This window comes from Dactylosporangium sp. NPDC005555, from assembly GCF_040605635.1.
In the GTDB taxonomy this organism is placed as follows: Bacteria; Actinomycetota; Actinomycetes; order Mycobacteriales; family Micromonosporaceae; genus Dactylosporangium.
Genome location: NZ_JBEXDG010000016.1, coordinates 72,719 through 84,804, shown reverse-complemented (window position 1 = coordinate 84,804; position 12,086 = coordinate 72,719). Strand labels below are relative to the sequence as shown.

12 protein-coding genes and 1 pseudogene are annotated in these 12,086 nt (G+C 70.8%); 9 read left to right on the top strand and 4 right to left on the bottom strand.

Features of this window, described 5'->3' with window-relative positions; translation table 11 throughout:
- Nucleotides 1-91 precede the first annotated feature (91 nt).
- The 4 genes from ABZS58_RS20070 (at nucleotide 92) to ABZS58_RS20055 (ending at nucleotide 2,836) form a co-directional block, all read left to right on the top strand.
- Nucleotides 92-307 (top strand): helix-turn-helix domain-containing protein, encoded by a 216-nt coding sequence (locus ABZS58_RS20070; RefSeq protein ID WP_033363444.1) that lies wholly within the window; start codon nucleotides 92-94, stop codon nucleotides 305-307.
- Nucleotides 308-429: 122 nt separating this feature from the next.
- Nucleotides 430-531 (top strand): AURKAIP1/COX24 domain-containing protein, encoded by a 102-nt coding sequence (locus ABZS58_RS20065; RefSeq protein WP_007465623.1) that lies wholly within the window; start codon nucleotides 430-432, stop codon nucleotides 529-531.
- 71 nt (nucleotides 532-602) lie between these two features.
- The gene (locus ABZS58_RS20060; protein ID WP_354783469.1) at nucleotides 603-1,661 is read left to right on the top strand and encodes an NAD-dependent epimerase/dehydratase family protein; all 1,059 of its coding nucleotides are present in this window, start codon (nucleotides 603-605) and stop codon (nucleotides 1,659-1,661) included.
- Between the two features lie 329 nt (nucleotides 1,662-1,990).
- The gene (locus tag ABZS58_RS20055) at nucleotides 1,991-2,836 is read left to right on the top strand and encodes a lysophospholipid acyltransferase family protein (RefSeq protein WP_354783647.1); all 846 of its coding nucleotides are present in this window, start codon (nucleotides 1,991-1,993) and stop codon (nucleotides 2,834-2,836) included.
- A gap of 67 nt (nucleotides 2,837-2,903) precedes the next feature.
- Here the strand turns inward: ABZS58_RS20055 and ABZS58_RS20050 are convergent, their stop codons facing one another.
- The 3 genes and pseudogenes from ABZS58_RS20050 to ABZS58_RS20040 form a co-directional block, all read right to left on the bottom strand.
- Complete coding sequence (locus ABZS58_RS20050; protein ID WP_354783467.1) at nucleotides 2,904-3,821, bottom strand: HAD-IB family hydrolase; 918 nt, start codon at nucleotides 3,819-3,821, stop codon at nucleotides 2,904-2,906.
- Nucleotides 3,822-4,162: 341 nt separating this feature from the next.
- Nucleotides 4,163-5,026 (bottom strand): annotated as a pseudogene (locus ABZS58_RS20045) (DUF5667 domain-containing protein); the annotation flags it as partial.
- 169 nt (nucleotides 5,027-5,195) lie between these two features.
- The gene (locus ABZS58_RS20040; protein ID WP_354783645.1) at nucleotides 5,196-6,050 is read right to left on the bottom strand and encodes a sigma-70 family RNA polymerase sigma factor; all 855 of its coding nucleotides are present in this window, start codon (nucleotides 6,048-6,050) and stop codon (nucleotides 5,196-5,198) included.
- Between the two features lie 534 nt (nucleotides 6,051-6,584).
- Here ABZS58_RS20040 and ABZS58_RS20035 point away from each other — a divergent pair.
- The 4 genes from ABZS58_RS20035 to ABZS58_RS20020 are packed head-to-tail and all read left to right on the top strand — an operon-like array spanning nucleotide 6,585 to nucleotide 9,605.
- Nucleotides 6,585-8,078, top strand: coding sequence for an AMP-binding protein (locus ABZS58_RS20035; RefSeq protein WP_354783465.1), 1,494 nt, complete (start codon nucleotides 6,585-6,587; stop codon nucleotides 8,076-8,078).
- Nucleotides 8,075-8,320: a glutaredoxin family protein gene (locus tag ABZS58_RS20030; RefSeq protein WP_354783463.1), complete on the top strand. Its 246-nt coding sequence runs from the start codon at nucleotides 8,075-8,077 to the stop codon at nucleotides 8,318-8,320. Before ABZS58_RS20035 ends, ABZS58_RS20030 begins: the two co-directional genes overlap by 4 nt.
- Nucleotides 8,305-8,949 (top strand): HAD hydrolase-like protein, encoded by a 645-nt coding sequence (locus ABZS58_RS20025; protein WP_354783643.1) that lies wholly within the window; start codon nucleotides 8,305-8,307, stop codon nucleotides 8,947-8,949. The genes ABZS58_RS20030 and ABZS58_RS20025 overlap by 16 nt, the downstream gene beginning before the upstream one ends.
- Before the next feature lie 11 nt (nucleotides 8,950-8,960).
- Nucleotides 8,961-9,605, top strand: coding sequence for a response regulator transcription factor (locus ABZS58_RS20020; RefSeq protein ID WP_354783641.1), 645 nt, complete (start codon nucleotides 8,961-8,963; stop codon nucleotides 9,603-9,605).
- A 10-nt stretch (nucleotides 9,606-9,615) separates the two neighbouring features.
- On the opposite strand, the gene ABZS58_RS20015 is transcribed toward ABZS58_RS20020, so the two are convergent.
- Nucleotides 9,616-10,908, bottom strand: a complete 1,293-nt coding sequence (locus ABZS58_RS20015) for a sensor domain-containing protein (protein WP_354783461.1) — start codon at nucleotides 10,906-10,908, stop codon at nucleotides 9,616-9,618.
- Between the two features lie 405 nt (nucleotides 10,909-11,313).
- Between ABZS58_RS20015 and ABZS58_RS20010 the strand changes: the two genes are divergently transcribed.
- Nucleotides 11,314-12,060, top strand: coding sequence for a redox-sensing transcriptional repressor Rex (locus ABZS58_RS20010; protein ID WP_344511596.1), 747 nt, complete (start codon nucleotides 11,314-11,316; stop codon nucleotides 12,058-12,060).
- The last annotated feature ends 26 nt before the right edge of the window (nucleotides 12,061-12,086 follow it).

The window sequence follows — 12,086 nt, the reverse complement described above, 5'->3', positions numbered from 1 at the left end:
ACGAAGCCGGGGCGCAAGTCACAGCAGTACCGTTACCGTACTGATAACACGCTGATTCATCAGTTCGGCGAGCAGCTGGTCGGAGGTTGCGATGTCTAGCACGCCACACACCACCGAAGGCCGGTTGGGCGAGGTCAGGTTCCTCACGGTCGCCGAGGTGGCCACCCTCATGCGGGTCTCGAAGATGACCGTCTACCGGCTGGTCCACGCCGGGGATCTCACCGCCGTGCGGGTCGGCAGATCCTTCCGGGTGCCCGAGCACGCGGTCGACGCCTACCTGCGCGAAGCGTTCCGCGAAACGGCGTAAACCACCTCACTGGTGGACCCGCTTTTCCGATCGCGCGGGGATGCGGCTACGCTGGAGCCGCTAACCATGTCTTCGGCGTGCCAGCGATGGCACGCGTTCCGCTGTTTCGAGGAGATACCCGTATGGGCTCGGTGGTCAAGAAGCGCCGCAAGCGTATGGCCAAGAAGAAGCACCGCAAGCTGCTGCGCAAGACCCGCGTCCAGCGTCGTCGTCTCGGCAAGTAGCGGCGCGTCGGCGGTCCGCCCCGGCTCGCACGCACTCGCATCTAGGGGATTTTGGCATCTAGAGGAGTCGCGTGAGTACGCCAAGGGTTGTCCTGGTGACAGGGGTGGGCCGCTATCTGGGCGCGCATCTGGCCGCCAGGCTCGCCGCTGATCCACGGATCGAGCGGGTCGTCGGCATCGACAGCACAGCACCGTCGGGTGACCTCGCCGCGGTGCTCAAGGATGTCGACGTGCACCAGGTCGACCTGCGCACCCCGGGGGTGCTGCGGGTGATTGTCGACGCCCGGGTCGAGGCGGTGGCGCACCTCGCGGTCACCACCGCGGCCGATCAGCACGGCGGTCGCGCCGCGATGAAAGAGCTCAACGTCATCGGCTCGATGCAGCTGCTCGCCGCCTGCCAGCAGGCGTCCCGGCTGCGCAAGCTGGTCGTGCGTTCCTCCACCGCGGCCTACGGCGCGTCCTTCCGCGACCCGGCGATCTTCACCGAGGACACCGAGCCCCGGGAGATCCCGCGCGGCGGCTTCGCCAAGGACGTCCTCGACATCGAGGGCTACGTCCGTGGCTTCCGCCGCCGCCGCCCCGACGTGGGCGCCACCGTGCTGCGCTTCGCGCCGTTCATCGGCTCGACCGTCGACACCAGCCTGACGAGGTATTTCGCCGCGCCCGTGGTCCCGACCGTCTTCGGCCGCGACCCGCGACTGCAGTTCCTGCACGTCGACGATGCGTTCGAGGTCCTGCACCGCTCCGTGGTCGAGACGCACCCCGGCACCTTCAACGTCGCCGGCGGCGGCACCCTGACCCTGTCGCAGGCCGTCCGCCGCGCCGGCCGGATCACCATGCCGGTCGTCGAGCCCGGCCTGGGCATTGCCGCCGGCCTCGGCCGCGGCAACGTGTCGCTGGACCAGCTCGACCTGTTCGTGCACGGCCGGGTCGTCGACACCACCAGACTCATCCGGGAGTTCGGCTTCACCCCCCGGACCACCGCGGAAGCCTTCGACGAGTTCGTCCGCAGCCGCCGGTCCGGCGAGGCGCTGCCGGCCGACCGCATCCGCGCCCTCGAACAGACCCTGCTCGAAGGCTTCCGACGGACCCGTGCGGCACGCGCCGCCCTGGAGGCGGGCAACACATGACTGATCCCGGTCTCGCGGACCCTGGCGTGCCGGGTCCAGGTGTCGCGGACGCTGCCCCTGCTTCTGCGTCTGTTTCTGTGGACACCGGCGTTGCCGCTGCCTCTCGCGCGGGCGCTGCCTCCGCGTCTTCCGCTGCCCCTTCCACAGGCTCCGCTTCTGCCGCCGCCTCTCCCGCTCCCTCGGGCGCTGCCGCCGCCTCTCCCGCCGCCGCTCCCTCGGGCGCTGTCTCTTCCGCGGGCGCTTCTCCCAGGGGCGCTGCTGCTCGCGCGGACGCTTCTCCCGGGAGCGCTGCCGCTCGCGCGGGCGCTGATTCCGCCGCGGACGGGGGCCTGCCGGACCAGTGGGACGACCGGGTCGCCGGGGCGCTGGCGTTTCTCCGCGAGCGGCTCACCGGCGACTACGAGGTCGACGGCTTCGGATTCGACCGGCACCTGACCGACGGCGTGTTCCTGCCGCTGCTGCGCCCTCTGTACAACCAGTGGTTCCGCACCGAGGTCTTCGGCGTCGAGCACCTGCCGAAGGAGGGCCCGGCGCTCGTCGTGGCCAACCACTCCGGCACCGTCGCGCTGGACGCCCTGATGCTCTCCGTCGCCGTCCACGACGAGACCTCTTCCCGCCGCCACCTGCGGCTGCTCGGCGCCGACCTGGTCTTCCGCCTGCCTGTGCTGTCCGAGATGGCCCGCAAGTCCGGCGCGACCCTCGCGTGCAACCCCGACGCCGAACGCCTCCTCGGCGAGGGCGAACTCGTCGGCGTCTTCCCCGAGGGCTTCAAGGGCATCGGCAAGCCCTTCGCCGAGCGGTACAAGCTGCAGCGCTTCGGCCGCGGCGGCTTCGTCTCAGCGGCGGTCCGCACCGGCACGCCGATCGTCCCGGTCTCCATCGTCGGTGCCGAGGAGATCTACCCCCTGATCGGCAACCTGCGCCCGCTCGCCCGCCTCCTGGGCGCGCCCTACTTCCCGGTGACCCCGACGTTCCCGTGGCTCGGCCCCCTCGGCCTGGTCCCGCTGCCGAGCAAGTGGCTCATCGAGTTCGGCGAACCCATCCCCACCGCCGACTTCATCGACTCCGCCGACGACCCGATGGTCGTGTTCAACCTCGCCGACCAGGTCCGCGAGACGATCCAGCAGACCCTCTACAAACTCCTCGACCGCCGCCCGGACGCCTTCTCCAGCTGAGCGCCGTCGCCGTTTTCCCATGATCCGGAAGACTTTTCATCGCCAGAGCGACACAAGGTCTTCCGGATCACGGAAGAGGAGTGCTTCTGCGGAGGCGCCGGCGGCGGAGGGCGGCGGCGGTGGCCACGCCGCCGACGAGCATGCCGGTGGCCAGGGCGGCGGGGACGACGATCTTCGCGGCTTTGCGGCCGGTGCGGAAGTCGCGGATCTCCCAGCCTCGTCTGCGGGCCTCGCGGCGCAGGGCAGGGTCGGGGTTGACGGCGACGGCGTAGCCGACGGTGGAGAGCATGGGCGTGTCGTTGACGGAGTCGCTGTAGGCGGCGCAGCGTGCGAGGTCCAGGCCCTCGACCGAGGCGAGCGCGGTGATCGCGTCGGCCTTCTCGGGACCGTGCATGAGGTCGCCGACGAGACGGCCGGTGTAGACACCGTCGACGATCTCGGCGACGGTGCCGATGGCGCCGGTGAGGCCGAGGCGCTGGGCGATGATGCGGCCGAGCTCGACGGGGGCCGCGGTGACGAGCCAGACGCGCTGGCCGGCGTCGAGGTGGAGCTGGGCGAGGGCGCGGGTGCCGGACCAGATGCGGTCGGCCATGAGCTCGTCGAAGATCTCCTCGCAGAGCCGCTCCATGTCGTCGACCTGCCAGCCGGCGATGAAGGCGAGGGCCGCGGACTTCGCGCCTGCGACGGTGCCGGCGTGCTCGGAGGCGAGGAGGCGGAAGCGGGCCTGCTGGTAGGCGAAGCGGACCAGGTCGCCGCTGGTGAAGTAGCGGCGTTTCGCGAGGCCGCGGGCGAAGTAGTAGATGGAGGCGCCCTGCATCATCGTGTTGTCGACGTCGAAGAAGGCGGCGGCCGCATGGTCGGCGGGGACGGTGAGGGCGGCCTCGACCTCGGCGACGGCCCAGCCCGCGGGGGAAGACGCCACGATGCGGCCGGGCTGCCGGCGGCGCCGCAGGGCGAGCGCGGCGGTCGAAGGTCGGATCGGCATTGCGCTGGAACCCCCTCTTATGTTCGACCAACCGTACCGGCAGGAACAACGAGAAGGGCCCGGTGTCAGACACCGGGCCCTTCTTCACCAAAAGCTCAGCTCCAGGCTCAGCCGAACAGCCAGTCCAGCAGACCCTGCTCCTTCGTGGGGGAAGGCGAGGGGCCCTGCGACGGCGACGCCGGCGCGGACTCGGTGGCCGAGCCGCTGTCGGTCGCGGAACCGCTCGGGACGGGACGCTGGCCGGCGGGGGTGCCGGTCTGGCCAGGGTTGTTCTGCTGCTGGGTGTTGCCCGGCTGCTGGTTGGTGCCCGAGGTCTTCTGACCGGCCGGCTTGCACGCGGTGCTGTTGGGCACCGGTCCGAGCTGGTCGGCGGCGGAGACCGCGCCGGCGCCGCACTTGATCAGCGGGCGGATCGCCTTCGAGCGCCGGTCGATCTCGTCGAGCAGGGTGACGGACTTGGCGGCCCGCGTCCTGGCGTCGCCGTTGACGCCGTTACGGAGCTTCTCGGCGCCGGTGTGCTGGGTGCCGACGAACGCGTCGATGGCATCGAGCGCGGCGGCGTCCTTGCGGCTGACGGCGGTCGCGGTCAGCAGACGCACCCCTTCGAGCGTCTCGCTGTCCATGTCGTCGAGGACCGCGGACAGACCCGCCGGGTCCTTCACCGCCTGGGCCTCGTCGAGCCGGGTCCGCGCGAACTCGAGGAACAGCTGGCCGCGGCTGATGTCCGAGCCGGCGAGTGCCAGCTGGGCCTTCTCCGTGGACCGTTTCACCGAGTAGAGGGCGTCGCCGGGGATGGCGTCGCCGCTCGCCGCGGACATGCCCGACAGTGCGAGGGTGCCGGCGGCGAGGCCGACGACGATCGCGCCGCGGGTGCGGGTCCGCCGGCTGACCGCGGGCCTGCTGCCCGCGGGACGGCGCAGGGAGCGCACGCCCCGGCGGGTCACCTCGGGCTCAGGGTCCTTGGCCGTGATGCCGATGCCCTCACGTTCTGCTGTGGCCAGGAGCATTGCCCGCAGTCCGTCCTTGAACTCCTGCTGCGTCTCCACCTTGACCGGCAGGTCCGTCAGCCGTTGGCTGACTTGGACCAGTTCGGTCAGGGAGTCGTCGAGCGTGGACCTCATGCGGTGCCTGCGGGCTCCTGCTGCCTCGTCAATGAGCTGTGCGAAACGCTCAGCCCGACGACGGTGGAAGACGGAGCCGATCACCTGAGGCACCCCCCTTCGCTGATCGCGTCACTCAGGCGCGGCAGGGTAGCGGGATGGTGTGCCACCGCGTCCGCCGTGCGCCAAGCCGACGGTCGCACCCGGACCAACGGTGCAGAGCGGAAGCTGGTTACGGCGCCGAACGGGGCACTGTAACTGAAGGTGACAGCGGTCACGGCTGGAATCCGTCGGGGAGCAGCCGCGCGAGGGCCCGGACGGCGCGGTACTGCAGCGCCTTGATCGCACCCTCGTTCTTGCCCATGGTCTGCGCGGTCTCCGCGACGGAGAACCCGTGCAGGAAGCGCAGCACGATGCACTCCTGCTGCTCCGGGTTGAGCTGCTTGACCGCCTTGAGCAGGTCGACGTTGGTGATGTGGTCGATGACCGCGGCCTCGGGGCTGCCTTCCGGTCCCCGGTCGGGGCGGTCGGCGTCCAGGACGTCACCGGTGGTGACCTCCAGCCGGTAGCGCCCGGACTTGAAGTGGTCGGCGACGAGGTTCCGCGCGATCGTGACGAGCCAGGCGCCGAGGTCGCGGCCCTGCCAGGTGAAGCTGCCGATGCGCTTCAACGCCCGCAGGAACGTGTCGGCGGTCAGGTCCTCGGCGAGCTGCCGGTTGCCGACCCGGAAGTACACGAACCGGAAGACGGTGTCGAAGTAGCGGTCGTACAGCAGCCCGAACGCCGCCCCGTCGCCGGCCTGTGCGCGTTCGATCAGCGCCCACACCTCCGACGCGGGGTCGCCGCGGTCCGGCCGGGCCGGCTTCGGCGCCGGCTCCTGGGTCTCGGGTGCGCCGGACCCGCCGGGACCGCTGTCGACCAGCGTGCCGGCGACCGCGACGTTCGAGATCGGGACCGTGTCGTCCTCGATCAGGCCACCGCCGGGCGACGGCTTGGCGCCCGCGTTCGGTCTGACGTTCGTGCCGGGACCTTGACCGGAACCCTGACGGGCGGGTGCCTCGTTGGTGTGGGGGCGGCCCCTTGTCCGCGGGACGCTGCCTCCTTCACCACGGATCACCGTGCTGAACATGTCGCGTACGGACTCGCGCACGGAGTCGCGCAACATCGACAGCCCATCGGTGAGTGCGTGCTCGGCGTCGAACACGTGCTGGATCGCGGTCATTCGTTGCAATCCAGACCACAAGGCCTATTCGGCGCGATCACGGGCACTTCGGCCTCCTCGGGGTGAGGGGTGTCAACTCGCAACAAATGGGGTGAGCTGACTTGGGTGATGATAGGTCCGGCGTCACCCGCATGTGGGCAGTCTTTGGCGTGAGGGCACAATTCTTCCCACAGAACGGGGGCGTCCCGGCGCACATGCTGTCCGTCACTTCGTCGCGACACGCCGTGCAACACGCCGAGTATCTGGGCAAACAGTGCGAAGGCACGCCGCACTTACTTAGGTCTGTCGCACCCGACGCACACGATCGAGTGGACCCTTACTCAGTCGGCGTGTCGGGGGCGTAAGCACCCTGGCACAACACCGGGTGACCCCAGGGTGATTGGTGACGGGTGATCTCTCAGTTGCCGAGCTCCCACCCGTGACGTGGCAGACTGATCGATCGTGCAGGACGTCACCAACTTCGCCGATCTGGTCCGTCGCGCCGCCGCTGCGAACGGCGCTCGACCGGCCCTGCGATCACACGACACGTTGATCACCTGGTCCGAGCTCGACGAGCAGGTCGACGCGGTCGCCGCGCACCTGGCCGGGCTCGGCCTGCCCGCCGACGAGCGCGGCCCGGCCCGGGTCGCGGTCGCGCTGCCGAACGTGCCGGAGTTCGCCGCGGTGTTCTTCGGGACGCTGCGCGCCGGGCTCGTCGCCGTGCCGGTCAACCCCGCCTACACCGCGCGTGAGCTCACCCACGTGCTCACCGACTCCGGCGCCGCGGTCCTGGTGGGCACCCAGACCGTGACCGCCGCCGTGGAGTCGCCGGCCCGGAGGTACACCCTGGGGCAGAACCTGCGGGAGCTGCTCGAACCGAGCCCGGTGAAGCACGACAGAACGGACAGCGGTCTCGCGTTGCTGCTCTACACGTCCGGCACGGCGGGTGCCCCGAAGGGCGCGATGCTGTCGCACCGGGCGCTGCTGGCCAACCATGAGCAGCTCGCCGCGATCGACCCGCCGCCGGTCCGCCCCGACGACGCGCTGCTGCTCGCCGTGCCGCTCTTCCACGCGTACGGGCTGAACAGCGGCCTCGGCGCGGTCGCCTACCACGGCGCGTGCGGCGTCCTCCTCGAACGCTTCGACCCCGCCGACTCCCTGCAGGTCATCGAGCGGCACGGCGTCACCGGCGTCGTCGGCGTCCCGCCGATGTTCATCGCCTGGTCGCTGATGGGGGAGCGGCTCACCCGCGCCTGGGCCGGGGTCCGGCTCGCCGTGTGCGGCGCGTCGCCGCTGGACGTCGCCGCCGAGCGCCGGTTCGTCGAGGCGACCGGTCAGCCGGTGCATCAGGGGTACGGGCTGACCGAGGCCGCCCCCGTCCTCACCAGCACCCTCGCGAGCGGGACGGTGAAGCCCGGCTCCATCGGCCGCGCCATCCCCGGCGTCGAGCTCAAGCTCCTCGACGCCGGCGGCGAGGAGGTCCTGCTCGACGAGGACGACGAGGTCCGCACCGACCCGGGGGAGATCGTCGTGCGCGGCGCGAACCTCTTCGACGGCTACTGGCCCGGCGGCGACGGCGCACCGGACGCCGACGGCTGGTGGGCCACCGGCGACGTCGCCTACGCCGACGAGGACGGCGACCTGTTCATCGTCGACCGGCTCGGCGAGCTGATCCTCGTCAGCGGCTTCAACGTCTACCCGCACGAGGTCGAGCTGGTCCTCGCCGCGCACCCCGCCGTCGTGGAGGCGGCCGCGCTGGGCGTGCCCCACCCGTACACCGGCCAGACCGTCAAGGTCGTCGTCGTGCGGAAGCCCGGGTCACAGGTGACCGCCGAGGAGCTGATCGCGCACTGCGAGCGCAACCTCGCCAGGTTCAAGTGCCCGACCGCGGTCGAGTTCGTCGCCGAGCTGCCCCACTCGGCCACCGGCAAGATCCGGAAGGCGGCGCTGCGGTGAGGCTCACGCTGTACACGCGACCCGGCTGCCACCTGTGCGACGTCGCCAAAGAGGCGATCGAGCGGGTCGCCGCCGCCACCGGCGAGGGCTGGACGGAGATCGACATCACCGGCGACGACGCCCTCGAGGAGGAGTACGGCTTCCGCATCCCCGTCGTCCTCCTCGACGGCAAGGAGCACGGCTACTGGCGTGTCGAGGAGGACAGGCTCCTGCGCGACATACGGCTATCCTCAGCGCCGTGAAGCACCTGGTTTGGGACTGGAACGGGACCCTCCTCGACGACCTGAAACTCGTCGTCGACGCCACCAACGTCTGCCTGGCCACCGTCGGCGGCCCGGTGATCACCGCCGAGGAGCACCGCCGCGACTTCCGCCGGCCGATCCTCGACTACTACGCGCACGTCCTGGCCCGGCCCGTCGAGCAGATCGAGTTCCAGCTGCTCGACGACGCGTTCCACGACGCGTACCGGCTGGGCATGGCCGACGTGCGGCTCGCCCCCGACGCGCTGGAGGCGATGGGCCGCTGGACCGGCACCCAGTCGTTGCTGTCGATGTTCTTCCACGACGAGCTGCTCATCGAGGTCGAGCGGCACGGCCTCGGCGCCCACCTGGTCCGCGTCGACGGCCTGCCCGGCACCGTCGGCGGCCACCGCAAGGCCGCCTACCTGCAGCGGCACCTCGAAGCGCTCGAGATCGACCCCGCCGCGGTGGTACTGATCGGCGACTCCGTCGACGACGGCGAGGCCGCCCTGTCCCTCGGCGCGACCTGCGTCCTGTACGCGGGCGGCTTCACCGACGTGACGCTGCTGAAGGCGACCGGCCTGCCCGTGGCGTCCTCGCTGCTCGAAGCCGTCGAGACGGCTGCCGCATGAGCGGCAGCGGCTTGAGGGTGGTCGTCGCGGATGACGCGGTGCTCCTGCGGGAGGGCCTTGTCCGGCTGCTCACCGAGAGCGGCCACACGGTCGTCGCGGCCGTCGGTGACGGTCCCAGCCTCGTCGAGGCGGTCGTCGAGCACCGGCCCGACGTCGCGATCGTCGACGTGCGGATGCCGCCGTCGCACACCGATGAGGGCCTGCGCGCCGCCGTCGAGGCCCGCCGGCGGGTCCCCGGCACCCCGATCCTGGTGCTGTCGCAGTACGTCGAGGTGTCCTACGCCGACGACCTGCTCGCCGACCGTGCCGGAGCCGTCGGCTACCTGCTCAAGGACCGCGTGTCGGAGGTCGCCGACTTCCTCGACGGGATGCGGCGGGTCGCGACCGGCGCGACCGTCCTCGACCCGGAGGTCGTGGGGCAGCTGCTGGTCCGCCGCCGCCGCGACGACCCGCTGCGCAGCCTCACCCCGCGGGAGCGGGAGGTGCTCGGCCTGATGGCGGAGGGCCGCTCCAACACGGCGATCGCCCGCAAGCTCGTCGTCACCGACGGCGCCGTCGAGAAGCACGTCAAGAACATCTTCACCAAGCTCGACCTGCCCCCGGACGACGAACAGCACCGCCGGGTGCTGGCGGTGCTGACGTATCTGCAGAGCTGAGACGCGCCCGTCAGGTGGGCAGGATGGCGGTCAGGCGGGTGCCGCCGCCGGCGGGACTGGTGACGGTCATCTCACCGCCGGCCGCCTTGACCCGGTCCATGAGGCCGGTCAGGCCGTGGCCTTTGGCGAGGCTGGCGCCGCCGACCCCGTCGTCCTCGACGGTGACCAGCAGCCCGTACGCCGAGCGCTGCAACCGCACCGTGACCTCCTCGGCGCCACTGTGCTTCGCGACGTTGGTCAGCGCCTCCGCGACGACGAAGTAGGTCGTGGTCTCCAGGCTCTCCGCGAGCCGGTCGTCGATCTCCGGCAGCTCCAGGTCCACCGGCACCGGCGACCGGCCGGCGAGCGCGGTCAGCGCGGCCCGCAGCCCGCGGTCGACCAGGATCGGCGGCGCGATGCCCCGCGACAGGGCCCGCAGCTCGTCCAGGGTCTCCCGGGTCTGGGCGAGGGCCTCGGCGACCGTGGCGCGCGCCGCCTGCGGGTCTGACTCGAACTGCAGGTCGGCCCGGCCGAGGTCCATCGCCAGCCGGACGAGGCGCTGCTGCGGCCCGTCGTGGATGTCCCGCTCGAGCCGGCGCAGCGCGGTCGCCTCGGCGGACACGGCCGCCTCCCGCTGCGCCCGGGCGGCGTCCCGGCCGGCCTCGGCCTCCGCGACCCGCTCCCGCAGCTCGTTGACGCCGTTGAGCAGTGCCCGGGCGAACTGCGCCTCCAGCTGCGCCGCGCCGCGGACGACCGGCAGGAGGGTGAGCGCGAAAATCACCCCGATGCCCGTGTACAGCAGGATCCGCACGTTGTCGCCGCTGCCGAGGCCGATGAGCTCGTTGAGGTCCTTGTTGTCCGGCGGGCGGGGGATCGACCAGTCCCATAGAATCGTGGTCACACCGCCGAGGGCCCCGGCCCACCACGTGACGACGAACGCGAAGGCGATCGTGCTCGGGATGAAGCGCAGGATCCCGTGCAGCAGGTCCAGCCATGACTGGCCGTCGCTGAGCGGCACCAGCATCTTGCGCCAGAAGCCGTCGTCAGGGTCGGGTTTCTTGTAGTACGGGTGTGGTAGCCGGGTCCTGAGCACGGGTCCGATCCGGGCGCGTTCGACGGTGGCGAATCCGCGGGCCTGGAAGAGCGTCGCGACCAGGATCGGGAAGCCGATCACCATGACGAGCAACCCCAGGCCGAGGGCGAAACCGACGAGGAAGAGCACCAGGGTCACGAGGCCGAGAGGGAAGCCGAGCAGCACGTACTGCGTGTCGACGCCGAGCTGACGGAAGATGCCACGGTGGCGAGGGGTGATGGTCGTTGTCATGTCATCGACGCTATTCACGGGGCCTCGCTCATCCCATCCCGCCGCCCGGCCACTCGGTAGTAGGGGCAACCCTACCGGCACGTGTAGTGTCGCTACGGGTGGAGAAAAAACGCACCGGCGTGTTGGTGGCAATATGCCCAATTTTGTAGTGATACTTCATCGAGCGCCCGCCCGCTGCCGGCCAGGTCCGGGGAAAGGGGCACGCAGGTGCCGCGGGGGCATTCCATGTGTACGTGGACCGCACGGGCGGGCGCTGACCTCTACATGGTTGACGTCGGCGCTTCAAGATCGCGATTTGTGCACGGCTTCACAAGCGCCTATTCTGTTGCAACGACGAACCCCGCTAGCACAGGCGGTCACCGCCATCGCGAGCGGCCTCGCATACCGTCGTCGTCACGGAGACTCATGAGCCAGCAGCGCACCGGCCCCACCGGCGGACCGGACTTTCCGGACCTCCCGGAGGCGACCGTCGCCAGGCTTCCGGAATACCTGCGCGCCCTGCACCACCTCGCAGAGGACGGGCACGACACGGTCTCCTCGGAGGGCCTCGCAGCGGCCGCCGGCGTCAACTCCGCCAAGCTCCGCAAAGACCTCTCCCATCTCGGCCGCACCGGCACCCGCGGCGTCGGCTACGACGTGACGCTGCTCATCGACCAGATCGAACAGGTCCTGGGCCTCACCCACCGCAGGGCCGTCGCCCTCGTCGGCGTGGGTAATCTCGGTCACGCTCTTGCCGGGTACGCAGGCTTCGGCACCCGCGGCTTCCGCATCGCCGCCCTCTTCGACGCCGACCACGGCCGCGTCGGCGAACACATCAACGGCCTCGTCGTGCGCCACATCGACGACCTGCCCGAGGTCGTCGAGCAGGAGTCCATCTCCATCGCCGTGATCGCCACCCCCGCGCACGCCGCGCAGCACGTCGCCGACCGGCTCGTCGAGGCCGGCGTCACCAGTGTCCTGAATTTCGCACCCTGTGTTTTGAACGTTCCCGACGGCGTCGACGTGCGTAAGGTCGATCTGGCCATCGAACTGCAAATCCTGTCCTTCCACGAGCACCGCAAGTCAGCGCTCACCGCGCTGCCCGCCGCGGTGCAGAAGCCCGGGCGGGTCGGCATGGCCAACCGGCTCGGCGGGGAGGCGGTGGCCACGTGAACCTTCTCGTCGCAGGGATCTCGCAC

Excerpts from the sequence above, each read along its gene's own strand:
- ABZS58_RS20070 (WP_033363444.1), top strand. The coding sequence starts at position 92 with ATGTCTAGCACGCCACACACCACCGAAGGCCGGTTGGGCGAGGTCAGG.
- ABZS58_RS20065 (WP_007465623.1), top strand. The coding sequence starts at position 430 with ATGGGCTCGGTGGTCAAGAAGCGCCGCAAGCGTATGGCCAAGAAGAAG.
- ABZS58_RS20050 (WP_354783467.1), bottom strand. The coding sequence starts at position 3,821 with ATGCCGATCCGACCTTCGACCGCCGCGCTCGCCCTGCGGCGCCGCCGG.
- ABZS58_RS20040 (WP_354783645.1), bottom strand. The coding sequence starts at position 6,050 with ATGTTCAGCACGGTGATCCGTGGTGAAGGAGGCAGCGTCCCGCGGACA.
- ABZS58_RS20015 (WP_354783461.1), bottom strand. The coding sequence starts at position 10,908 with ATGACAACGACCATCACCCCTCGCCACCGTGGCATCTTCCGTCAGCTC.
- ABZS58_RS20010 (WP_344511596.1), top strand. The coding sequence starts at position 11,314 with ATGAGCCAGCAGCGCACCGGCCCCACCGGCGGACCGGACTTTCCGGAC.